Source organism: Duffyella gerundensis (assembly GCF_001517405.1).
Taxonomy (GTDB): Bacteria; Pseudomonadota; Gammaproteobacteria; order Enterobacterales; family Enterobacteriaceae; genus Duffyella; species Duffyella gerundensis.
This window is the reverse complement of the sequence record NZ_LN907827.1, coordinates 768,321-792,937: the sequence shown is the minus strand read 5'-3', so window position 1 is coordinate 792,937 and position 24,617 is coordinate 768,321. Positions and strand designations below refer to the sequence as shown.

Below are 24,617 nucleotides of genomic sequence, written 5' to 3'. Positions count from 1 at the left end.
TCACACATCGCGTACCCGTGTCGACAACCAGAACGACACCACCGACAGTGCCAGCGCCACGCAATACACCGCGTAATGGCCAAAGGTTTCTGCCAGCCCGCCTTGAATAATTCCCGCCAGAATAACGCCGGTAGAGATGCTGTTAGTAAACAGTGTGGTGGCGGCGCCCGGTCTGCCCGGCATTAAATCCTGAAAATAGAGCATGCCAATTCCGGCAATAATACCGATGAAAATCGCATTAAATATCTGAATCACCATCAGCATAGTACGCGACTGAAACAGCACCAGACCGAGATAAAACAGCACCCCTGCTGCCACCGCGATCAGCATCATGCGTCGTTTGCCCACGCGTTTGACATAATGGCCCGCCAACAACATGGCGGGAATTTCCAGTCCGGCGGCGGTGCCCATCAGTAAGCCCGCAAGATTGTCAGGCAGGCCAAGCGTGCTGCTAATATAGAGCGGCATATCAATGATATACATGGTATTGCAGCTCCACATAATCATTGAGGCGAGGAACAGCAGGCGAACATCTTTATCGCGCCAGGCGCTGATTTGCGTCAGCACCACTTCGGGCGATTGCTCGACCCGTGGCACCGACGGCAGCGCCAGCCAGATCAGCAGCAGGCAGATGACAAACAGCCCGGCGGCCACCAGAAACATGGTGGTAAAGCCGTAATGCAGCGCCAGCGCAAAAGACAACGGTGGGCCAATAACCCAGGCCAGCGAGAGCTGGGCGCGCATGATTGAACTGAACATCACCACTTCGCGCGCCGAACTGTCGGCATATTCACGCGCCAGGGCAAAAATTTGCGGCATCGCCACGCTGGCCAGCGCCGAGAGAAACACGCCGACCGTAATCAGCGTCAGGTAGTCGCGATTAAAAGCGAACAGCACGGCGTTGATCAGCGCCATGGCGCAGCAAAACAGAATCAGCATGCGGCGATCGCCGCGGTTATCCGATCGTTTGGCCAGCAGCAGGCTGACGGCAATGCCCGCAACGGCGTTAACGGTGTAAAACAGGCCGATCCAGAAAGGACGCACATCAACTTCACGCGCCAGAAACAGGCTGAGCGTTGGCGCCTGTAGCGCACCGGCAACTCCCACCATAAAAGAGACAGCCATAAACGCCGCATAGACCGGATTGATGCGGCGCTGGCGCGTTAACAAGGATTTCATCAGGGATCCTTCACGGATAAGAAGACAAGCAGGTAAGCGTAAAAGAAAGCACAGCAAAATAAAAAAAGCCAGCAGGCATAACGCGCGCTGGCGGTGTAAGTGCACCCTACTCAGAATAATAATGGTTGAGCGCCATTTGCCAGGCAAAGGTCTCCCGCTCTTCCATTAATAAACAGTATGCCCGTAATATGGGGCAACAAAAACAGAGCAGTTTTGACAAGGAGTTCCTCTTTTATGTCATCGTCGCGGCTTCAGCAGCAGTTCATCCGGCTCTGGCAATGTTGTCAGGGAGAAACGCAGGCCACCACCCTGAACGATCTGGCGCTGGCGCTGAACTGTTCGCGTCGTCATATGCGTAACCTGTTAAATGCCATGCAGGCTGCCGGCTGGCTTGAATGGCAGGCGGAAGCAGGACGCGGCAAACGTTCACAGCTGCGTTTCCTCTATACCGGGCTAACGCTGCAGCAGCAGCGGGTGGAAGATCTGCTGGATCAGGATCGCATCGATCAGCTGGTGCAACTGGTCGGCGACAAGGATCGAGTGCGACAGATGATCGCCTCGCATCTGGGCCGACGCTTTCGTCAGGGGAAGCATATCCTGCGCATTCTCTACTACCGTTCCCTGCTCAATCTGCTGCCTGGCGCCCCGCTCCGCCGCTCGGAAACCCATCTTGCAAGACAGATCTTTAGCGGGCTGACGCGCATAAATGAGGAAAACGGGGAAATCGAAGCGGACATTGCCCATCACTGGCAGCAAATTTCTCCGCTGCACTGGCGGTTCTATCTGCGTCCGGCGATCCACTTTCATCACGGTCGTGAACTGACCATGCAGGATGTGATTATTTCTCTGCAACGTGTCAGCACGCAGCCGCTCTATTCTCACCTGCAAAAGATTGAATCTGTGGCGCCCTGGACGCTGGATATTCATCTTAGCCAGCCCGACAGCTGGCTGCCCTGCCTGACCGCCAGTATCGGTGCCATGATTCTGCCGGAAGAGTGGCCAACGCTGCCCAATTTTGCTCGCCAGCCGATCGGCACCGGGCCTTACGCGGTGGTGGATAATCAAGCCACGCAGCTGAAAATTCAGGCTTTTGACGACTATTTTGGCTATCGTGCGCTGATCGACGAGGTCGCGATCTGGGTCCTGCCTGAGATTACCGACGATCTGGTTTATGCCGGGGTAAAACTGGAGGGCGAAACCCAGGCGGAAAAATCCCGGGAGAGCCGTCTGGAAGAGGGATGCTACTTTTTGCTGTTCGATCAACGCAGTGATACAGGCCGTGATCCGGAGATACGGCGCTGGCTCAGTCATCTGTGCAACCCGGTTGCGCTGCTCAATCATTCCGAGCCGGGCTATCAGCGTTACTGGTTTCCGGCGTGGGGCGTTTTGCCACGCTGGCATCATCGGCCGGAACGCATCAACGTGATTAAACCCACCGGGCTCACTCGTCTGGTGCTCACCTGGTACAAAGATCACGTTGAGCATCAGGCGATCGCGAATACGCTGCAACCCTTGCTGGCTGCCGAGGGCGTGGAGCTGGTCACGCAGCAGGTCGATTATGAAAGCTGGTATCGCGGCGAAGCAGAGAGCGACATCTGGTTAGGCAGCGCCAATTTTACCCTGCCGCTTGAATATTCGCTGTTCGCGCTGCTTTATGAGATTCCGTTACTGCATCACTGCATTGATATCGACTGGGACGCCGACGCTGCGCGCTGGCGATCGCAGCAGCTGCCGCTGGCAGAATGGTGTCGACAGCGCGTAGCCGATTATTCGTTACATCCGCTGTTTCATCACTGGCTGCTACTGGAAGGCGAACGCAGCATGCGCGGTGTACGGATGAACACGCTGGGCTGGTTCGATTTCAAATCGGCCTGGTTTGCACCGCCGGACCTCTAACCCTTTCGTAACCCGGGTATTCTGTCTAGAATAAGCCGTTCTCAACGGGGTGCGACCACTTTGCTGATACCGCCGGACAGCGCGCAGAAACCGCAGCGTACATCAGTACGTGAGGATTTTGAGCACTGCCCGGTACAGGATCAACGCCTGCGCAGCAAGTATAAAGTCGCTGAGAAAGACCCGTCGAACCTGATCCGGTTAACCCCGGCGTAGGGATTTGAGAGTGAGCGTCCCTCAGATCCTTTGCGACTCATAAATTATCCTTCCCAGGAGCGCAAAGTGTTAAAAAAAGTCTTACCTGTCCTGCTGCTGTTATCCACGCCGGCGCTGGCCGCGTCCCCCGTTCTCACCGTATATACCTACGACTCTTTCGCCTCTGAATGGGGCCCCGGCCCGGCGGTAAAAAAGGCATTTGAAGCGCAATGCGGCTGCGAGCTTAAATTTGTGGCGCTGGAAGATGGCGTTTCGTTGCTGAATCGTCTGCGTATGGAAGGTAAAAACAGCAAAGCCGATGTGGTGCTGGGGCTGGATAACAATCTGCTACAGGCGGCTCAGCAAACCGGATTGTTTGCCAAAAGCGATGTCGACAGCTCGGCACTCACCGTACCGGGTGGCTGGCACGACAGTACGTTCGTGCCTTTTGATTACGGCTACTTCGCCTTCGTGTATGACAAAACGCGCCTGAAAAACCCGCCTGCCAGCCTGAAAGAGCTGGTGGAGAGCGATCAAAAATGGCGGGTCATTTATGAAGATCCGCGCACCAGCACGCCGGGATTAGGCTTACTGCTGTGGATGCAAAAAGTGTTTGGCGATCGGACACCGCAGGCGTGGCAACAGCTGGCGCAGAAAACGGTCACGGTCACTAAAGGCTGGAGCGAAGCCTATGGTCTGTTTCTGAAAGGAGAAGGTGACCTGGTACTGAGTTATACCACTTCGCCCGCTTATCATCTGATTGAAGAGAAGAAAACCCAGTACGCCGCGGCTAACTTTGCCGAAGGCCACTATTTACAGGTGGAAGTGGCCGCGCGCCTTAATGCCAGCAAACAGCCTGAACTAGCGAAACAGTTCCTGCAGTTTATGGTAAGCGCGCCTTTCCAGCAGACTGTTGCCACCGGTAACTGGATGTATCCAGTGGATAAAACCCCGCTGCCGGCGGGCTTTGAACAGCTAACCGTGCCGAAAACGGCGCTGAGCTACTCGGCGAAAGAGGTCGCCGATCACCGTGCGCAATGGATAGCCGAATGGCAACGCGCCGTCAGTCGCTAAGCTGGCTGCTGCCGGGCGGCAGTGCGGCGGCGCTTCTGCTGGCGGTCGCCCTGCTCGCCTTTGGTGCGTTATGGTATAGCGCGCCCGCTATCGACTGGCGGGCGCTGCTCAACGATGACTACCTGCAACATGTGCTGCTGTTCTCTTTCTGGCAGGCTTCATTGTCGGCGCTGTTCTCCGTCCTGCCCGCGATTTTTCTGGCAAGAGCGCTGTGGCGACGGCGCTTTCCTGGCCGTCTGCTGCTGCTGCGATTATGCGCAATGACGTTGGTTCTGCCGGTGCTGGTGGCGGTGTTTGGCATTCTCAGCGTGTATGGCCGCGCAGGCTGGCTGGCGACGATCTGCCACTGGCTGGGCATGAATTACACCTTTTCGCCTTACGGCCTGACCGGCATCCTGCTGGCGCACGTTTTCTTTAATTTGCCGCTGGCGACCCGGCTGCTGTTGCAGGCGCTTGAGCAGATTCCCGGTGAACAGCGCCAGTTGGCGGCACAGCTCGGCATGCGCGGCTGGAATCATTTTTATCTGCTGGAGTGGCCCTGGCTGCGTCGCGCGCTGTTTCCTACCGCCGCGCTGATTTTCATGCTCTGCTTTGCCAGTTTTGCCACCGTATTGTCGCTGGGTGGTGGACCACGCGCGACCACCATTGAGTTGGCGATTTTTCAGGCGCTCAGCTACGACTACGATCCAGGTAAAGCGGCGCTGCTGTCGCTGATTCAGATGTTCTGTTGTCTGGGATTAGTGATGCTCAGTCAGCGACTGAGCAAAGTCATCCCCTCAGGCACACGGCAGCTAAATGGCTGGCGCGATCCGCATGACAGCTGGCCCGCCCGGCTGGCGGATACGGTGCTGATTACGCTCGCACTGGTGTTGCTGCTACCGCCGTTGCTGGCGGTGATTGCTGATGGCACACACCGCGTGCTGCAAGGCGTGTTGCCGGAAGCGGCGCTGTGGCAGGCTACCCTGACCTCGCTGCGCATCGCGGTTGCCGCGGGCGTGCTGACGGTGGTATTGAGCATGATGCTGCTGTGGAGCAGCCGCGAGCTGCGCCTGCGTCAGCAGCTGCTGGCCGGACAGGCGCTGGAGCTCAGCGGCATGCTGATTCTCGCCATGCCGGGCATCGTGTTGGCTACCGGTTTTTTCCTGCTGCTCAACACCACCATTGGCTTGCCCCAGCAGGCGGACGGCATCGTGATTTTTACCAATGCATTGATGGCGATTCCTTATGCCATGAAGGTGCTGGAAAATCCGATGCGCGATACGGCCGAACGCTATAACCGACTCTGTCTTTCCCTTGGCATGCGCGGCTGGAATCGGCTGCGCTGGGTAGAGCTACGCGCGTTAAAACGTCCGCTGGCGCAGGCGCTGGCTTTTGCCTGCGTGCTGTCAATTGGCGATTTCGGCGTAGTGGCGCTGTTTGGCAATGCCGATTTCCGTACGCTGCCCTTCTACCTTTATCAGCAGATTGGCGCCTATCGCGGACAGGATGGTGCCTTCACCGCCCTGTTGCTGCTGCTGCTCTGTTTTGCCCTGTTTAGCCTGATTGAACGATTGCCTGGACGCCATGCTGACACTGACTGATCTGACCTATCTGTATAACCATCTGCCGATGCGCTTTTCCCTCAGCCTGCAGGCGGGCGAGCGGGTCGCGGTGCTCGGGCCGAGCGGTGCCGGAAAAAGCACGCTGCTGAGTTTGATTGCCGGTTTTTTGCCGGTTTCCAGCGGCGAGTTAATGATTGCCCATCAGCACCATACGTTCAGCGCGCCGGCGCAGCGTCCGGTTTCGATGCTGTTTCAGGAGCACAATCTTTTTCCACATCTTACCGTGGCGCAAAACATTGGACTCGGCCTGCATCCCGGCCTGAAGCTCGATGCCGCGCAGCAGCAGGCACGCAACGATATTGCCCGGCGTGTCGGCCTGAGCGAGTTGATGGATCGGTTGCCAGAGCAGCTTTCCGGCGGCCAGCGTCAGCGCGTGGCGCTGGCCCGCTGTCTGGTGCGTCAGCAGCCGGTGCTGCTGCTGGACGAGCCTTTTTCAGCGCTTGATCCCGCCCTGCGTAAAGAGATGCTGCAGCTGGTGGAAATGGTCTGTATTGAACGCAACATTACGCTGCTGATGGTGTCGCACAGCATTGAAGATGCCGCACACATTGCGCCGCGCAGCGTGCTGGTGGTGGAAGGCGAGATTTACTGGGAAGGTGCCACCGCCCAGTTGCTGAGCGGTGAAGTGGATGCCGCCGCGGTATTAGGCATTCCGCGGCGGTAACCTGCTAGCCGATAAACACTTTCCATAACAGATCGCGGAAAATCGGCATCATCGGATGAAACTGAATCGCCACGAAACTGGCGATGGCCGCCAGCATCATTAACGGCGCCAGCCAGCGCAAACGTGCGGCCGGTAACCAGGCGCTGGCCCAGTCGCGCTTTTTATCGCCGCGCCACCAACGCCAGCAGAGCCAGACGGCCAGCCAGATCAGCAGTGCCACACCCAGCAGCAGCCATTTAAACAGCCCGCTTTGCGCATCTTTCGGCACATCCACCGCCACACCGGCCAAAATACCCGGCAGAAAATAGAGCGGAGGCCAGAGCAGGCAGCCGACAATGTTTGGCGGCGCGAATTTTCTCACCGGCAGTTCCAGCATGCCTGCCACCATCGGGATCAGCGGCCGCGTCGGCCCGACAAAACGCCCTACCAGAATGGTAAACATGCTGTGTTCATGCAGCGCATGCTCAGTTTTATCCAGCATTCGCTGATGCTTTTTCAGGAACCGCCAGCGGTGCAGCGGCCCCTTGAACTTCCAGCCGATGTAGTAGGAGATCCAGTCGCCCAGAAAGCAGCCTGCGGTACCGGCAGCCCAGGCAGAATAGAGATTAATGTGACCGCCGCCAATCAGTGCGCCCAGCGACGCCATCAGCACCGTTCCCGGCAGAATAAGGCCGACCAGCGCCAGTGACTCAAAAAAAGCCACTAATCCGATCGTGACCAGCGCCCAGCCCATCGACTGCGCCATCAGTTGTTCCAGCCAGGCTTCCATAATGTTCCCAGTTACTTGCAAGAGCAGGGATTGTCCAGAGCGCGCGTCATAGCGTCAAGGGATGTTTTGTATGCGATTGTTGACAGAGGTGCAGCGGCCGCGCGGTGCAGAAAATAGCCGCCGCCCGCTGCGGAACTGTATAAATAAACATGCTAAAATAGCGCGTTAATTTCAGAAAAGGGCGACATGTGAATCAGTCACGTGCAGGTTTTGTTCTTACCCGTCACTGGCGTGATACCGCGTCAGGCACCGAGATCGTGCTCTGGCTGGCTACCGATGCGGGCCCACAACGGCTGGTGCTGCCGCTGCAGGAGTCTGTCGCCTTTATTCCGCAGCGTTTTCAGTCACAGGTAGAAGCGCTGCTGCACAACGAACGGCAGTGGCGTCTGGCACCGCTCACGCTGAAAGACTTCCGCCAGCAGCCGGTTATGGGTTTGTACTGCACGCAATATCGCCAGCTGCAGCGGCTGGAAAAACTGCTGCGTGAACAGGGAGTTACAGTTTACGAAGCGGATATCAAACCGCCGGAACGCTTTCTGATGGAGCGTTTTATCACCGCGCCGGTCTGGTTTGACGGTACGCCGGGCCGCGATACGCTGACTGACGCACGCGTGAAGCCCTGCGCCAGCTATCGTCCGCCGCTGAAATGGGTGTCGCTGGATATCGAAACCAATCAGCACGGCGATCTCTACTGCATCGGACTGGAGGGCTGCGGCCAGCGCACGGTGTATATGCTCGGCCCGGAGAATGGCGATGCCAGCACGCTCGATTTCAAACTGGAGTATGTCGCCACGCGGCCGCAGCTGCTGGAAAAGCTCAATCACTGGTTTGCCGAGCACGATCCTGATGTGCTCATCGGCTGGAATGTGATCCAGTTCGATCTGCGCGTGCTGCAAAAGCATGCCGATCGCTACGCCATTCCGCTGCGTCTTGGCCGTCAGCAAACCGCCCTTGAGTGGCGCGAACACGGCTTTAAGCCCGGCGTTTTTTTTGCCCAGGCCACCGGCCGACTGATTATCGACGGCATTGAGGCCCTGAAGTCCGCCTTCTGGAATTTCGCCTCGTTTAGCCTGGAGTCGGTGTCGCGCGAATTGCTGGGCGACGGCAAAGCGATCGACAATCCGTGGCAGCGCATGAATGAAATCAACCAGCGCTTTGCCGAAGATAAGCCAGCGCTGGCCCGCTACAACCTCAAAGATTGCGAGCTGGTCACGCGCATCTTTCATAAAACCGCAATCATGCCTTTTTTGCTGGAGCGTGCCAGCGTAAACGGTTTGCCTGCCGATCGGCATGGCGGTTCGGTAGCGTCGTTTACCCACCTTTATATGCCACGTATGCACCGCGCCGGTTTTGTGGCACCGGGTATCGGCGAAGTGGCGCCGGAAACCAGCCCCGGCGGCTACGTAATGGATTCACGTCCCGGCCTGTATGATTCCGTGTTGGTGCTTGATTATAAAAGCCTTTATCCGTCGATTATTCGTACCTTTCTTATCGATCCGATCGGATTGGTGGAAGGCCTCGCGCATCCTGATGATGCGTCATCCATAGAGGGGTTTCGCGGCGCACGCTTCTCGCGCCAGCATCACTGCCTGCCCGCCATTGTTGAGCAGATTGGTCAGGGACGCGAAGCGGCAAAAAAACAGGGCAATCAACCGCTATCACAGGCGCTGAAAATCATTATGAACGCGCTGTATGGCGTGCTGGGTACGCCTTCCTGCCGCTTTTTCGATCCACGACTGGCCAGTTCAATTACCCTGCGTGGCCATGAAATCATGCGCCAGACGCAGCAGCTGATTGAAGCCCAGGGCTACGATGTGATTTACGGCGATACCGACTCCACTTTTGTCTGGCTGAAGACGGCGCATAGCGAACAGCAGGCGAATGACATTGGGCAGCGGCTGGTGCAAAAGGTGAATGCCTGGTGGCAACAGCACCTGCAGGAGAAGTATGGCCTGACCAGCGCGCTGGAGCTGGAATATGAAACCCATTTTAGCCGCTTCCTGATGCCCACCATCCGCGGTGCGGAACAGGGCAGCAAAAAACGCTATGCCGGATTAACCGGCGAAGGCACGCAACAGCGCATGGTTTTTAAAGGGCTGGAGACGGTACGCACCGACTGGACGCCGCTGGCGCAACGCTTTCAGCAAGCGCTCTATCTGCGTATTTTTACTCATCAGCCCTGGCAGGCATTTATTCTTGAAACCGTGCAACAGCTGCTCGACGGTAAGCTGGATGAGGAGCTGGTCTACAAAAAGCGTTTGCGCCGCCCGTTGCATGAATATGAACGAAACGTGCCGCCGCACGTACGCGCGGCGCGCATTGCGGATGAGCAAAATCAGAAGCTGGGACGCCCGCTGCGTTATCAAAAAGGCGGATCTATTCGCTATGTCATGGCGACATCGGGCCCGGAGCCGCTGGAGGTGCGCACGACGCCGCTGGATTACGATCACTACGTTACGCGCCAGCTGCAGCCAGTTGCCGATGGCATCCTGCCTTTTGTCGGCGATGACTTTGCTACACTGATAACGGGTCAGTTAGGGCTGTTTTGACAGGTGACGAAAGCACGGCCTTCCAGTACCATAGCGCCCTTCCTGAAACTCACTGCGCTGACATCTCACCAGGCTTCCCGCCTGACGGCAATGTATTGCCCGTGAGCAGCCAGGCTGCCGCTGATTGAGATCCGCAGTACTGCGCCATGCGCGCCATGATGGACAAAAAATCACCGCCAGCGTGGTCCGCTGCTAACGATGCGGACCACGGCCTACACATTTTATGACGAGAATCGAGCCACTAATTTATGCCTTTTAAACTTGGTCAACGCTGGATCAGCGATACGGAAAGCGAACTTGGATTGGGAACCGTGGTGGCTGTGGATGCCCGAATGGTGACCCTGCTCTTCCCCGCAACCGGTGAAAACCGCCTGTATGCCCGAAATGATTCGCCCGTGACCCGTGTCGTGTTTAATCCGGGTGATACCGTCACCAGCCATGAAGGCTGGCAGCTGGAAGTTGAAGAAGTCCTCGAAGAGAATGAGGTCGTCAGCTATGTCGGCACGCGTCTCGACACGGCAGAAACCGGCGTCGTGCTGCGTGAAGTGATGCTCGACAGTAAGCTGGTGTTCAGCAAGCCGCAGGATCGCCTGTTTGCCGGCCAGCTCGATCGTATGGATCGTTTTGCCCTGCGTTTTCGCGCCCGTAAATATCACAGCGAGCAGTATCGCCTGCCGACCAGCGGCCTGCGTGGCATGCGCACCAATCTGATTCCGCATCAGCTGCATATCGCACACGATGTTGGCCGTCGCCACGCACCGCGCGTGCTGCTGGCAGATGAAGTGGGTTTGGGCAAAACCATTGAAGCCGGCATGATCATTCAGCAGCAGTATCTGGCGGGCCGCGCCGAACGCGTGCTGATCGTGGTGCCGGAAACGCTGCAGCATCAGTGGCTGGTGGAAATGCTGCGTCGCTTTAACCTGCGTTTCGCGCTGTTTGACGACGACCGTTACGCCGAAGCGCGCCTCGACAGCGCTAACCCGTTTGATACCGAGCAGATGATCATCTGTTCGCTCGACTTTGTACGCCGCAACAAACAGCGTCTTGAGCAGTTGGCCGATGCGGAATGGGATCTGCTGGTGGTCGATGAAGCGCATCATCTGGCGTGGAGCGAAGGCGAACCGAGCCGTGAATATCAAGTGATTGAACAGCTGGCCGAGCAGATCCCAGCCGTGTTGCTGCTGACCGCCACGCCGGAACAGCTCGGCATGGAAAGCCACTTTGCGCGCCTGCGTCTGCTCGATCCCAACCGCTTCCACGATTTTGAGCAGTTTGTAGCAGAGCAGAAAAACTTCCGTCCGATCGCTGATGCGGTGAGCCTGCTGCTGGCCGATAACGTGCTCGGCAATGAAGAACTCGATCGTCTGAATGCGCTGATGGGCGAAGAAGATATTACCGCCCTGCTGCAGGTGGCGAACAGCGACCGTGAAGGTAAGCTGGAAGCACGTAAATCGCTGATCGCCATGCTGATGGATCGCCACGGCACCAGCCGCGTGCTGTTCCGTAATACTCGCAATGGCGTCAAAGGCTTTCCAAAGCGCGAACTGCATCCGATTCTGCTGCCGCTGCCGACGCAGTATCAGACGGCGATCAAGGTCTCCGGCATCATGAGCGCCCGTAAAACGGTGGATGAGCGCGCACGCGACATGCTTTATCCGGAGCAGATTTATCAGGAGTTTGAAGGCGAAACTGGCACCTGGTGGAACTTCGATCCGCGCGTGGAATGGTTGATGGGGTATCTGACCAGCCACCGTGATGAAAAAGTGCTGGTGATCTGTGCCAAAGCGGCCACCGCGCTGCAGCTGGAGCAGGTACTGCGTGAGCGCGAGGGTATCCGTGCCGCGGTATTCCATGAAGGCCTGTCGATCATTGAACGCGACCGCGCGGCGGCTTACTTCGCCTCGGAAGAGAACGGCGCGCAGGTGCTGCTCTGCTCTGAAATTGGTTCAGAAGGCCGTAACTTCCAGTTTGCCAGCAGCCTGGTGATGTTTGATCTGCCGTTTAATCCCGACCTGCTGGAGCAGCGCATTGGCCGTCTGGATCGTATTGGTCAGGCAAATGATATCCAGATTTTTGTCCCTTATCTTGAGAAAACCGCGCAGGCCGTGCTGCTGCGCTGGTATCACGAAGGGCTGGATGCCTTTGAGCACACTTGCCCAACTGGCCGTGCCATTTATGACAGCGTTTATCCGCAGCTGATTGAGATGCTGGCGGCGCCGGAAAACCCGCAGGGTCTGGATGACTTCATCGTTAGCTGTCGTGAGCAGCACGACGCGATGCGTCAACAGCTGGAACAGGGACGCGATCGCCTGCTGGAACTGAACTCCAACGGCGGCGAACAGGCACTGGCGCTGGCTGACAGCATTGCCGCGCAGGACAATGATACCGATCTGGTGAATTTCGCGTTGAATCTGTTTGATATCGTGGGTATCAATCAGGATGATCGCAGCGATAACCTGATTGTGCTGACGCCGTCCGATCACATGCTGGTACCCGATTTCCCGGGTCTGCCAGAAGAAGGCTGCACCATCACCTTCAACCGTGAGCAGGCGCTGTCGCGGGAAGATACGCAGTTCATTACCTGGGAACATCCAATCATCCGTAACGGGCTGGATCTGGTGTTGTCTGGTGATACCGGCAGCTGTGCGCTCTCCCTGCTGAAAAACAAAGCGTTGCCGGTGGGTACTCTGCTGGTTGAGATGATTTATGTGGTTGAAGCGCAGGCGCCTAAAGGGCTGCAGCTGACGCGTTTCCTGCCGCCGACGCCGGTGCGTATGCTGATCGACCGTAAAGGTACTAACCTCGCCGATAAGGTGGAGTTTGAGAGCTTTAACCGCCAGCTCAACGCGGTGAATCGTCATACTGGCAGCAAACTGGTGAATGCCGTGCAACAGGATGTGCACGAAATCATCAAGCTGTCGGAGCCAACCATTGCTGATGAAGCACGAGCGCTGATTGCCCGGGCGAGTCAGGAAGCCGATGAGAAGCTAAGCGCTGAACTGTCGCGGCTTAACGCGCTGAAAAAAGTAAACCCTAACATCCGTGAAGATGAAATTGAGGCGCTGGAAAGCAACCGCGAGCAGGTGCTCTCTGCGCTCAGCGAAGCCAACTGGCGACTCGATGCGCTGCGTCTTATTGTCGTTACGCACCAATAACCATTCGGGGCGCCTGGCGCCCCCCTGGAAAAGATGATGGAACCCTATAACCCGCCGCTGGAACCCTGGCTGCACGTGCTGTATCAGGATGACCACATCATGGTGGTCAACAAGCCCAGCGGATTACTCTCGGTGCCGGGCCGCCAGCCCGAGCACAAAGATAGCGTTATGACGCGCATTCAGCGCGATTATCCTGCGGCTGAATCGGTGCATCGCCTCGATATGGCGACCAGCGGCGTGATTATCGTGGCGCTGACCAAAGCCGCCGAGCGTGAGCTGAAGCGGCAGTTTCGTGAGCGTGAACCCGCCAAGCGTTATCAGGCGCGCGTCTGGGGACATCCTGCCGCAGAGAAAGGCGTGATCGATCTGCCGCTGATTTGCGACTGGCCAAATCGGCCAAAACAGAAAGTCTGTTTTGAAACCGGTAAAGCGGCGCAAACGGAATATGAGGTGCTGGAATACCGTGATGACAACAGCGCCAGCGTGCAGCTTACGCCGATCACCGGCCGCTCTCATCAGCTGCGCGTGCATATGCTGGCGCTGGGCCATCCTATTTTAGGCGACGGCTTTTATGCCCACGATGAAGCCAAAGCGATGGCGGCTCGTCTGCTGCTGCATGCGGAGATGCTGACGATTACCCATCCTCAATATGGCACGCCGATGACGTTTCGGCAGCCCGCGGAGTTTTAACGGGATTTGGATTGTGACTTGCAGGCGGTTTTGATGCTTTTAAATATCAAACGGTCAACGTCAACAACGTGAATAAGAAGCGCCTGGAAGAACGATTGTAAAGGGTATTGAATGTTGCGGGACTGGAGAGGTTATTGGCGCAGGCGGTTTATTTGCGGTCAGCGCACAGCAACCGTCGCGTACTGAAGTACGTGAGGATTGCGCGCACTGCCCGTGGAGAAAATGGCAGGCAAGATAGCCCGATTACTTCAACCCTTTTTCACGGCGGATAAGATCATAGGCCGCCTGTATCTCCTGCGCTTTTTGCTTGGCCATCTCCATCATTTCCGGCGGCAGGCCTTTGGCCACCAGTTTGTCAGGATGATGCTCGCTCATCTGCTTGCGATAGGCGCGCTTGATGGTAATGGCGTCATCGCCAGGCTTCACGCCAAGCACGCTGCACGCATCTTCAAGCGTAGGGCCGCGCTGCTGAAAGTGACCGCCGTGTGAAGAACTGCTCTGCGAATGCTGACCACCACCAAATTGCTGGCCGCCCTGCATCATGCGCAGAAATTGATCGAACTGCGTGCGTGAGATGCCGAGCTCTTCAGCAATCACGTATAACACCTGCCGTTCATTGGGATGCAGCGAGCCGTCGGCGAACGCAGCCTGAATCTGAATCTCCAGAAACATACGAATTAAATCGAAGCGGCCGAAACAGGCGCTGCGCAATTCACGTAATTTGTTGCGTAGCGGATAATCGCCCTGCTTGCCTTCGCGAAACGCCTGCTGCGCTGCGGTGCGTGCAGCGCCGTGCAGTTGCATACGTTCCATTAATAAAGAAGCGATCTGAATATCTGCTTCGGTCACCCGGCCTTTCGACTTGGTCAAATGGCCCATGACCTGAAAGGTGGTGCGGAAAAAGAGATTTTGTCGCGCCTGCTGATTGGCAAAATAGCCCTGTCCCTTTTTGCTGCGAATTTTATCCACTACGTGGCCGAAAATCAGGCCAAGAACGAGACCCCAAAAGCCTGCGCCAGAAATCAATCCCAACACCAAACCGATTACTTTTCCCCAGTAGCGCATAAACTCCTCAATTCGCCATGCTCACGGCTCGAAATTGCATTATCATACCTGTCATTTACTCCACCGCCTAACGTCAACGCGGGCAGAGCAGGATTAACACTGGCGCTACGAAGTGCAGTAAGTTAGTCTCTGACCGTTTGTCGGCATGATGCCAGTTATCACGGAATACTCGATACCGCGTATGAAAAAACGTATACCTACCCTGCTGGCCACTATGATTGGCGCAGCCTTGTATAGCCAGCAGACGCTCGCCGATGATTTGATGTCGCAGTGCATGTTGGGTGTACCCAGTTACAACCGTCCTCTGGTTCAGGGGCAAACCAATCAGCTGCCGGTCACCATCAACTCAGATGCCGTAAAAGGCAACTATCCGGATGATGCGGTATTCACCGGTAACGTTGATGTACAGCAGGGCAACAGCCGACTGCAGGCTGACGAAATGCAGCTTCACCAGCGCCAACAGCCTGGCGAAACTACGCCAACGCGCACCATCGATGCGCTGGGTAATGTGCACTACGACGACAATCAGGTCATCCTGAAAGGTCCGAAAGCCTGGTCAAATCTGAATACCAAAGATACCAATGTCTGGAACGGCAGCTATCAGATGGTTGATCGCCAGGGTCGCGGCGTCGCCGATCAGATGAAGCAGCGTGGTGAAAACCGCTACACCATTCTTGAAAACGGTAGCTTTACCTCTTGCCTGCCCGGCTATAACAGCTGGAGCGTGGTAGGTTCTGAGATCATTCAGGATCGTGAAGAACAGGTTGCAGAAATCTGGAATGCCCGCTTCAAAATCGGCGCGGTGCCGGTGTTTTACAGCCCTTATTTGCAGTTACCGATCGGCGATCGCCGACGCTCCGGCTTTCTGATCCCTAATGCAAAATATGGCAGCAATAACGGTTTTGAGTTCATGCTGCCCTATTACTGGAACATCGCGCCACAGGCGGATGCGACCATTACGCCGCACTACATGAGCCGTCGCGGTACGCAGCTGCAAAACGAATTCCGCTACCTGACCGATGCGGGCGCAGGCCTGATTGAGTTTGACTATCTGGGTTCTGACAAGCAGTACGATAAAGATAAAGCGATCCGTAATATTTCCCAGAACGACGACTCTGACCGCTGGCTGTTCTACTGGCGTCATGCCGGGGTTTACGATCAGCACTGGCGCTTTAACGCCGACTACACCAAGGTCAGCGATCCTTACTATTTCAACGACCTGAGCTCGACTTACTATACGTCGACAGATGGTTACGCCACGCAGAAGTTCAGTATCGGTTATGCCGACACCAACTGGGATGCGACGCTGTCGAGTAAGGATTTCCAGGTCTTCTCGATCAACCGTAATAACAATATCTATCGTGCGCAGCCGCAGCTGGACCTCAACTATTATCAGAACGACGTTGGGCCTTTTGATACGCGCATTTATGGACAGGCGGTGAAGTTTACCAACGTCAATGAACGCTATCCGGACGCCACGCGTTTACACGTCGAGCCGACGATCAACCTGCCGCTGTCAAACGGCTGGGCAAGCCTGGATACCGAAGCGAAGCTGCTGGCAACCCATTATCAGCAGGATGGCGTTGAGTTTTACAATAACTCGGTGGATACCGATCGTAATAATCAGCTGAAAGAGTCGGTAAACCGCGTCATGCCGCAGTTCAAGGTTGACGGCCGCATGGTGTTTGACCGTGATATGGATTGGGCAGAAGGTTATACGCAGACGCTGGAACCGCGTGTGCAGTACCTCTATATCCCTTATCGCAACCAAAGCAACATCATGTCGTTTGACTCGACGCTGCTGCAAACTGACTACACCGGTCTGTTCCGCGATCGCACTTACAGCGGCCTGGATCGCATCGCTTCGGCGAACGATGTCGCGACCGGCATCACCTCGCGAATTTATGATAACGATCTGGTTGAACGTTTTAACGTTTCTGTAGGTCAAATCTACTCGTTTACCCCTTCCCGCACTGGTTTAAACCAGATTAGCAAGGAAGATGATACCGGCAGCTTGGTGTGGGCAGGTGATTCATACTGGAAAATTAGCGATCGTTGGGGCGTGCGTGGCGGGATTCAGTACGATACGCGCCTCGATAATGTCTCTCAGGGTAATGCGATTCTGGAATATCGCCGTGATGCCGATCGTATGATGCAGCTGAGCTATCGCTACAGCAGCCCGGACTATGTGGCCACGGCATTAGATCAGGATATTTCGTCTAACCCGATTTACAAAGATGGCATTTCGCAGGTAGGCGCAACCGCCAGCTGGCCAATTGCTGATGCCTGGTCCGTTGTCGGTGCCTATTACTACGATACCAAGGCATCTAAACCGGCCGATCAGCTGGTTGGCTTGCAGTACAGCTCATGCTGTTACGCGATCCGCCTGGGATACGAGCGCAAAATTAACGGTTGGGAAAACAACAACAGTAAATATGACAACCAAATCTCGTTCAACATTGAGTTACGTGGTCTGAGTTCCAACTATGGACTGGGCACCAACCAGATGCTGCGTCAGGGAATCTTGCCTTACCAGCGCGCTTTCTGATGTTGTGATATTTGACATGCAATCCCGCTGTGCGGAAAAAAGAATGGAAAAAGTATGAAGAACTGGAGAATGCTGATTCTTGGTGTGGCACTGACGGCTAACACCGCGTTCGCAGCCCCGCAAATGGTTGATAAAGTTGCCGCTGTAGTAAACAACGGTGTGGTGCTGGAAAGCGATGTCGATGGCATGATGCAATCGGTGAAAGCTCAGGCACAGCAGGCAGGACAACAGTTACCTGACGATCGCACGCTGCGTCATCAGATTCTGGAGCGCCAGATCATGGATAATATTATCCTGCAGATGGGGCAAAAAATGGGCGTGCAGGTTACCGACGAACAGCTCGATCAGGCGATTCAAAACATTGCGGCACAAAACCGCATGTCGCTGGATCAGCTGCGTAGCCGCCTGGCTTACGATGGTGCGAACTACCAAACCTATCGTGCCCAGATCCGTAAAGAAATGCAGATTGCCGAAGTGCGTAACAACGAAGTGCGTCGTCGTGTCACCATTCTGCCGCAGGAAGTGGACACGCTGGCTAAGCAGGTTGCCGCACAGAACAGTCAGGGTACCGAGCTGAACCTGAGCCACATTCTGCTGCCGCTGTCGGAAAACCCGACGCAACAGCAGGTTGACGATCAGGAAGCGCTGGCGAAGCAGCTAGTTGGTGAGATCAAGGGCGGAGCCGATTTTGGCAAGCTGGCGGTCACTTACTCAGCCGATCCACAGGCGTTGAAAGGCGGCAATATGGGCTGGGGCAAAATTGAAGAGCTGCCAACCATTTTTGCGCAGGCTGTTAGCTCAGCGAAAAAAGGCGACATCGTCGGCCCGATTCGTTCCGGCGTTGGCTTCCATATCCTGAAGGTCAACGATCTGCGTGGCGAGAGCAAAAACATCTCCGTGACCGAAGTGCACGCGCGTCATATTTTACTGAAGCCGTCACCGATCATGACCGATGCCCAGGCGCGTGCGAAGATCGAAGAAATTGCTGCTGATATTAAAAGCGGCAAGACCAGCTTTGTTCAGGCCGCGAAAAACTTCTCTGACGATCCTGGCTCAGCTAATCAGGGCGGTGATTTAGGCTGGACCTCGCCTGAAGTGTTCGATCCTGCTTTCCGCGACGCGTTACTGCGCTTGCAGAAAGGCCAGATCAGCGCGCCGGTGCACTCCTCTTTCGGCTGGCATTTGATTCAGTTGATGGATACCCGTCAGGTTGATAAAACCGATGCGGCACAGAAAGAGCGCGCTTACCGCCTGTTGTTTAACCGCAAGTTTGCCGAAGAAGCACAAACCTGGATGCAGGAACAACGCGCCAGTGCCTACGTGAAAATTTTGGACAACAATGCTCAATAACCACCGTGTGGTGATCACTCCCGGCGAGCCTGCCGGGATTGGTCCCGATCTCTGTGTCGCGCTGGCTCAGCGCGACTGGCCGGTTGAGCTGGTCATCTGCGCCGATGCCGATCTCCTGCTCAACCGCGCCGCCATGCTCGGTCTGCCGCTGGAATTACTGCCGTATCAGTCAGCCAGTCCGGCGACGCCGCAACGTGCTGGCACCTTAACGCTGCTGGCCATTAATGCGCCGCAACAGGTGCAGCCTGGCCATCTTGATGTCGCCAACGGTGCTTACGTGTTGGAGACGCTGACTCGCGCCTGTGATGGCTGTCTGGCCGGCGAATTTGCCGCGCTGATTACCGGTCCAGTGCACAAAGGCGTCATCAATGACGGCGGCATCGCTTTTACTGGTCATACTGAATTTTTTGCCGAGCGTGCCGGTTGCGAACGGGTCGTGATGATGCTGGCAACCGAAGAACTGCGCGTTGCTCTGGCAACCACGCACCTGCCGCTCAAGGATGTCTCAGCCACCATTACGCGTGACAGCCTGCATGAAGTCATCTCGATTTTGCATCAGGATTTGCAGCAGAAATTTGCTATTGCCCGCCCCCATATTTTTGTCTGTGGTTTGAATCCTCATGCCGGAGAAGGCGGACATATGGGTCGGGAAGAGATTGACGTTATTACGCCTGCGCTCGATGAATTACGTGCGCAGGGCATACAGCTGACCGGCCCGTTACCGGCCGATACGCTGTTCCAGCAAAAATATTTACAGCATGCCGATGCGGTTCTGGCGATGTATCACGACCAGGGTTTGCCGGTGCTGAAATATCAGGGCTTTGGCCGCGCCGTGAACATCACGCTTGGCCTGCCATTTATCCGTACTTCTGTCGATCACGGCACCGCGCTGGAACTGGCGGGCCGTGGCACAGCAGATGCGGGCAGCTTTATTACGGCGCTTAACCTCGCCATCACCATGATTAAGAGCAGTAATGAATAATCGCGTCCACCAGGGCCACTTCGCCCGCAAACGTTTTGGACAGAACTTCCTGAACGATTCCTACATCATCGACAGCATCGTCTCCGCCATTCATCCTCAGAAGCATGAGGCGCTGATTGAAATCGGCCCGGGTCTGGGTGCCTTAACCGAGCCGGTCGCCGAACGCCTTGATGCCCTGACGGTGATTGAACTGGATCGGGATTTAGCCGCACGGCTACAAACTCATCCGTTCCTCGGTCCAAAGCTGACCATTTATCAGCAGGATGCCATGACGTTCAACTTTGCCGAGCTGGCCGCCGAGCGCGGTCAGCCGTTGCGCGTGTTTGGTAACCTGCCCTACAACATCTCGACGCCGTTGATGTTCCATCTTTTCAGCTATACTGATGCGATCAAAGATATGCACTTTATGCTGCAGAAAGAGGTGGTTAACCGACTGGTTGCCGGACCGGGCAGCAAAGCCTATGGTCGACTCACGGTGATGGCGCAATATTATTGCAACGTGATCCCGGTACTGGAAGTGCCGCCAGAGTCCTTTACGCCGGCACCGAAAGTGGATTCGGCGGTGGTACGCCTGGTGCCTCACACTAGCGATCAACGTCCGTCAGTAAGTGATGTGCGCGTATTGAGCCGCATCACCACAGAAGCGTTCGGTAAACGTCGTAAAACCTTACGCAACAGTTTGGGTCACCTGTTCAGCGCTGAAGTGCTGGCAGAGATGGGCATTGATGCCACGCTGCGTGCGGAGAATATTTCCGTTGCGCAATATTGTCAGCTGGCTAACTGGTTAAGTACGCATCCAGAGCAGCCGCAAGAGAGCTAAATCATGAACGATTCGCCCCGGGTTTGTGTTCAGGTACAAAGCGTTTACATTGCAACTCACTCTTCGCCTGAAGATGAGCGTTATGTTTTTGCCTATACCATCACCGTGCGCAATCTGGGGCGTAATACGGTTCAGCTGATCGGCCGCTACTGGCTGATCACCAACGGCAATGGCGAAGCGTCCGAAGTTGAAGGTGAAGGCGTGGTTGGCGAGCAGCCGTACATTGAACCCGGCGACGAGTTCCAGTACACCAGCGGCGCCGTGCTGGAAACGCCGCTCGGTACTATGCAGGGCCATTACGTCATGGTCGACAATGAAGGCGAAAGCTTTCAGGTGGAGATCCCTGTTTTTCGCCTCGCCGTGCCCTCGCATGTCCATTGACAACCCTCGCGCGGAACCGCTTCGCGCGAGGGTTTATTCCTCAGGTAGACATTAATGAGTACCTATCTTATTGGCGACGTTCATGGTTGCTACGATGAACTGCAGTCGCTGCTGGCCCAGGTGGCTTTTGATCCCACTCAGGATACGTTGTGGCTGACCGGCGATCTGGTCGCTCGCGGCCCGGGCTCGCTGGAGGTGCTACGCTATGTGCGTTCCCTGGGCGATGCCGTGAGGCTGGTGCTTGGTAATCACGATCTGCATCTGCTGGCGGTCTACGCTGGTATCAGCCGCAATAAACCCAAGGATCGCCTGACGCCGCTGCTGGAAGCAGAGGATGCCGATGAGCTGATCAACTGGCTACGTCGCCAGCCATTGCTGCAGGTAGACGAAGAGAAAAAGCTGGTGATGGCCCATGCCGGTATTACACCGCAGTGGGATCTGGAAACGGCTAAAGTCTGCGCGCGTGAAGTGGAAGCAGTGCTGTCGAGCGACAGCTACCCGCTGTTTCTTGATGCGATGTATGGCGATATGCCGAATAACTGGACGCCAGAACTCACCGGTTTGTCACGGTTACGTTTCAGCACCAACGCACTCACACGCATGCGTTACTGCTTTCCAAACGGCCAGCTGGATATGATCAGTAAAGAGACGCCGGAATCCGCACCACCGCCGCTGAAGCCATGGTTCGCCATTGAAGGGCCGGTCGCACGCGACTATACCATTGTCTTTGGCCACTGGGCTTCACTGGAAGGCAAAGGGACGCCACCGGGCGTGATTGGCCTTGATACCGGCTGCTGTTGGGGCGGCGTGCTGACGATGTTACGCTGGGACGATCAGAGCTGGTTTGCGCAGCCGTCCAACCGCGAACGGCCGCTGGACGAATAAACAAAAGAATGCGCCTGGGCGCATTCTTTTTGCTTCACGCGCCGATTACGCCGCCATCTTCACGCGTTACCATAATCACCGACGAGCGCGGACGCGGACTGTCATTCGGGAAATGTGAATCGCCCTCTTCACCCGGATGCTGCACGTTAACAAACAGCGTTTTGTAGTCTGGCGTAAAGGCGATGCCGGTCAGCTCGCAGGATTTTGGTCCCACCATAAAGCGTCGAATCTCACCGGTCTGCGGATCGCCGGTGAGCATCTGATTGTTGCCCTGCCCCTCAAAATCCCCTTTATTGCTGTATTTACCGTCGGTCAGAATCCACAGGCGACCATCACGGTCAAAGCCGAGGCCATCCGGGCTGTTGAAGGTATTTTCAGCGGTGATATTGGGTGTACCGCGATAAATACCCTCCGGATGCGCAATCGGATTGCCACAGAGCGCAAAAATATCCCAGCTAAAGGCTTTCGCCGTGGCATCGCCTTTTTCATCCCAGCGAATAATCTGGCCGTAGATGTTTTTTGGCCGTGGATTAGCGGCATTGACTGGCATGCCTTCATCACCGCGTTTGCTGTTGTTGGTCAGTGTGCAATAAGCGCGACCATCGTGTGGATTCACTGCGATCCACTCCGGACGATCCATACGGGTTGCATTGACCCGATCGGCGGCGGCACGGGCGTTGATTAATACATCTGCCTGGCTGGCAAAGCCATTCTCTGCGGTCAAACCCTGCTGACCGTGCACCAGCGGCAGCCAGCGGCCGGTGCCTTTCAGTGGCGTGCCGCTGTGGTCACCGACAAACTCCGCGACATAGAGCGTGCCTTCATCCAGCAAGGTTTTGTTGGCGGCGGGGTTAGCGTTATCGACCTTACCGTGCGACACGAATTTATAGATATATTCGCCGCGTTCGTCATCGCCCATGTACACAACCAGCTCACCGCTTTTAGCCACGGTGACCGCTGCGTTTTCATGTTTGAAGCGGCCTAATGCGGTGCGCTTCACCGGCACAGAATGCGGATCCATCGGATCGATCTCGACGATCCAGCCGTGGCGATTAAACTCATTGGGATTTTTGGCAACGTCAAAGCGCTCATCAAAATCGGACCAGTTGCGTTCCGGCTCGTTGGGCTCAAGGGTGTAGCGTTTTTGCTGCGGCGTAATCTTGAAGTCTGCCTGTTTGGTACCGAAGTAGGTGTCGTAGTTCTCTTCGCAGGTCAGATAAGTGCCCCACGGCGTCTTGCCGTTAGCGCAGTTGCCAAAGGTGCCAAATACCTTCATGCCTGCGGGATCGGCAGCGGTCTGCAACGCCTTGTCGCCCGCTGCCGGACCGGAGAAACGCATCTCGGTATTGGCGGTAATGCGGCGGTTATAGCGGGATGGACGCACAACCTGCCAGCGATTGTCAGCCTGGCGTGCAATCTCTACAACTGAAACGCCGTGGGCCGCCTGTGATTTACGCACGTCCTCAAGGCTGGTGGCCTTTTTGCCGCCGTGAGCGAACAGGTACTGCTCATTGACATATTCATTGTTGATCGCCAACAGGCCGCGATGTTCGTCGATCGGAAAAAAGCTCATGCCATCGTTATTATCGCCAAACTGTTTTTCCTGATCGGCTGCGCTGTTTTTACCCTCTGGATCAAACGCCGGTGCGCCATCCACCAGCGGTTCACCCCAGGAAATCAGCACTTCAGCGCGATAGCCTTTGGCTACCACCATTGCATCGGCGGTTGAGGCAGGGATCCCGGTAAAGCCCAGCAGCTTGCTGTTTTGCGGTGCGCCGCTAACATCAGCAGCCTGCGCGCTACCCGACAAGGTGGCGCCAGAAAGAAAACCGGTCAGGCCAACGGCGCCGGTGGCGGCTAACAGCTGACGGCGTTTGGGATTGCGCAGGCGTTCGGCATCAAGGTGGGGGATTTTATCGGTCATCGTGCATTGCTTCCTGATTGGGGAGTGCTGAATGGAAGCAATGCTAACGGCGGATTATGACAGAAATGTTAAAAGCATGTAGAGATACTACAAAATGTGAAAATTAACGACGGCGCTCGAGGATCTCAAAACAGTAGCTGTGAGAATTCTGCGCATCCGCATCATGAAATTCACTGAAGGTGGAGTGCCATTCATCCGGCTCATAATCCGGGAATTGCGTATCACCGACAATTTCCGCATCAATATGGGTCAGATAAAGACGATCGGCTTTCGGCAGCATCTGCTCATAAATGCGTCCGCCGCCAATGATCATGATCTCTTCAGCCTCGCCAGCGGCGGCGATCGCCTCGTCCAGCGAGCTGACCCAGGTGACGCCTTCAGCGTGACCGGGCTGGCTGCTCACCACGATATTCAGGCGGCCCGGCAGCGGGCGACCAATGGATTCCCAGGTCAGGCGTCCCATGATCACCGGTTTGTTCAGCGTATTGCGTTTGAACCAGGCTAAATCAGCGGGCAGGTTCCACGGCATGGCGTTTTCCATACCAATCACACGGTCGGCGGCCAATGCGGCGATTAAACTAATCATGTTAAAAGACTCAGTGGAAAAATTGGCGCCATCATACGTAAGGGTGAAACTTTCGTCGATAGGCATAAAGCGCAATTCGTATAAAGCCCTGTTGCTACCAGCGATTTCTTATTGCGCAGCGTTTTTCACCAGCAAAGCCGAGAGTCGATGCGCGCGTGGCCTGCTGATAAAGCAAAGCACAACAGATCCCGGCAGCCTGATCCGGTCATTCTGTATTATCGCTGCGCGCTGAACCGATAAAGCACGCCGCAATAAAAAGCAGAAACAAAAACGGCTCCCGAAGGAGCCGCTTGATAGCGTTTCAGCC

18 protein-coding genes are annotated in these 24,617 nt (G+C 55.9%); 13 read left to right on the top strand and 5 right to left on the bottom strand.

What is annotated here, in order from left to right:
• Positions 1–1,179, bottom strand: coding sequence for a sugar efflux transporter (locus EM595_RS03535; RefSeq protein ID WP_067427926.1), 1,179 nt, complete (start codon positions 1,177–1,179; stop codon positions 1–3).
• 234 nt (positions 1,180–1,413) lie between these two features.
• On the opposite strand from EM595_RS03535, the gene sgrR reads away from it, so the two are divergent.
• The 4 genes from sgrR (at position 1,414) to thiQ (ending at position 6,606) form a co-directional block, all read left to right on the top strand.
• Positions 1,414–3,075, top strand: a complete 1,662-nt coding sequence (sgrR, locus tag EM595_RS03530; RefSeq protein WP_067427925.1) for an HTH-type transcriptional regulator SgrR — start codon at positions 1,414–1,416, stop codon at positions 3,073–3,075.
• 279 nt (positions 3,076–3,354) lie between these two features.
• Positions 3,355–4,341, top strand: a complete 987-nt coding sequence (gene thiB, locus EM595_RS03525) for a thiamine ABC transporter substrate binding subunit (protein ID WP_067427924.1) — start codon at positions 3,355–3,357, stop codon at positions 4,339–4,341.
• Entirely contained in the window at positions 4,317–5,921 is a 1,605-nt protein-coding gene (gene thiP, locus EM595_RS03520) for a thiamine/thiamine pyrophosphate ABC transporter permease ThiP (RefSeq protein WP_067427914.1), read from the top strand. The genes thiB and thiP overlap by 25 nt, the downstream gene beginning before the upstream one ends.
• Positions 5,905–6,606, top strand: coding sequence for a thiamine ABC transporter ATP-binding protein ThiQ (gene thiQ, locus EM595_RS03515; RefSeq protein ID WP_067427912.1), 702 nt, complete (start codon positions 5,905–5,907; stop codon positions 6,604–6,606). The genes thiP and thiQ overlap by 17 nt, the downstream gene beginning before the upstream one ends.
• Positions 6,607–6,610: 4 nt before the next feature.
• Here thiQ and EM595_RS03510 read toward each other — a convergent pair whose 3' ends face one another.
• Positions 6,611–7,375, bottom strand: coding sequence for a DedA family protein (locus EM595_RS03510; protein ID WP_067427910.1), 765 nt, complete (start codon positions 7,373–7,375; stop codon positions 6,611–6,613).
• 188 nt (positions 7,376–7,563) lie between these two features.
• Between EM595_RS03510 and polB the strand changes: the two genes are divergently transcribed.
• The 3 genes from polB to rluA all read left to right on the top strand — a co-directional run bounded on the left by polB (position 7,564) and on the right by rluA (position 13,769).
• On the top strand, positions 7,564–9,924 hold the full coding sequence (gene polB / locus EM595_RS03505) for a DNA polymerase II (RefSeq protein WP_067427909.1): 2,361 nt from the start codon (positions 7,564–7,566) through the stop codon (positions 9,922–9,924).
• 248 nt (positions 9,925–10,172) lie between these two features.
• Positions 10,173–13,079, top strand: a complete 2,907-nt coding sequence (gene rapA / locus EM595_RS03500; RefSeq protein ID WP_067427907.1) for an RNA polymerase-associated protein RapA — start codon at positions 10,173–10,175, stop codon at positions 13,077–13,079.
• Between the two features lie 36 nt (positions 13,080–13,115).
• Positions 13,116–13,769, top strand: coding sequence for a bifunctional tRNA pseudouridine(32) synthase/23S rRNA pseudouridine(746) synthase RluA (gene rluA, locus EM595_RS03495; protein WP_067427905.1), 654 nt, complete (start codon positions 13,116–13,118; stop codon positions 13,767–13,769).
• Between the two features lie 243 nt (positions 13,770–14,012).
• Here the strand turns inward: rluA and djlA are convergent, their stop codons facing one another.
• Entirely contained in the window at positions 14,013–14,834 is an 822-nt protein-coding gene (gene djlA, locus EM595_RS03490; protein ID WP_067427903.1) for a co-chaperone DjlA, read from the bottom strand.
• Between the two features lie 181 nt (positions 14,835–15,015).
• Here djlA and lptD point away from each other — a divergent pair, with 181 nt between their 5' ends.
• From lptD to apaH, 6 genes are read left to right on the top strand one after another with little or no spacing between them, the layout of a single operon-like run.
• Complete coding sequence (gene lptD, locus EM595_RS03485) at positions 15,016–17,382, top strand: LPS assembly protein LptD (protein WP_067427901.1); 2,367 nt, start codon at positions 15,016–15,018, stop codon at positions 17,380–17,382.
• Positions 17,383–17,436: 54 nt separating this feature from the next.
• Positions 17,437–18,732: a peptidylprolyl isomerase SurA gene (gene surA / locus EM595_RS03480; protein WP_067427899.1), complete on the top strand. Its 1,296-nt coding sequence runs from the start codon at positions 17,437–17,439 to the stop codon at positions 18,730–18,732.
• Complete coding sequence (pdxA, locus tag EM595_RS03475; RefSeq protein ID WP_067427898.1) at positions 18,722–19,714, top strand: 4-hydroxythreonine-4-phosphate dehydrogenase PdxA; 993 nt, start codon at positions 18,722–18,724, stop codon at positions 19,712–19,714. Before surA ends, pdxA begins: the two co-directional genes overlap by 11 nt.
• Complete coding sequence (gene rsmA / locus EM595_RS03470) at positions 19,707–20,534, top strand: 16S rRNA (adenine(1518)-N(6)/adenine(1519)-N(6))-dimethyltransferase RsmA (protein ID WP_067427897.1); 828 nt, start codon at positions 19,707–19,709, stop codon at positions 20,532–20,534. The genes pdxA and rsmA overlap by 8 nt, the downstream gene beginning before the upstream one ends.
• A 3-nt stretch (positions 20,535–20,537) precedes the next feature.
• Positions 20,538–20,915: a Co2+/Mg2+ efflux facilitator ApaG/CorD gene (apaG, locus tag EM595_RS03465; RefSeq protein WP_067427896.1), complete on the top strand. Its 378-nt coding sequence runs from the start codon at positions 20,538–20,540 to the stop codon at positions 20,913–20,915.
• Positions 20,916–20,969: 54 nt separating this feature from the next.
• The gene (apaH, locus tag EM595_RS03460) at positions 20,970–21,800 is read left to right on the top strand and encodes a bis(5'-nucleosyl)-tetraphosphatase (symmetrical) ApaH (RefSeq protein WP_067427894.1); all 831 of its coding nucleotides are present in this window, start codon (positions 20,970–20,972) and stop codon (positions 21,798–21,800) included.
• 34 nt (positions 21,801–21,834) lie between these two features.
• Here the strand turns inward: apaH and EM595_RS03455 are convergent, their stop codons facing one another.
• A complete protein-coding gene (locus tag EM595_RS03455; RefSeq protein WP_067427892.1) occupies positions 21,835–23,724 on the bottom strand; it encodes a PhoX family protein in 1,890 nt (629 codons plus the stop codon).
• A 103-nt stretch (positions 23,725–23,827) separates the two neighbouring features.
• Positions 23,828–24,310 carry a type 3 dihydrofolate reductase gene (gene folA / locus EM595_RS03450; protein ID WP_067435122.1) on the bottom strand — a complete coding sequence of 161 codons (483 nt, stop codon included), beginning with the start codon at positions 24,308–24,310 and terminating at the stop codon, positions 23,828–23,830.
• Between the last annotated feature and the right edge of the window lie 307 nt (positions 24,311–24,617).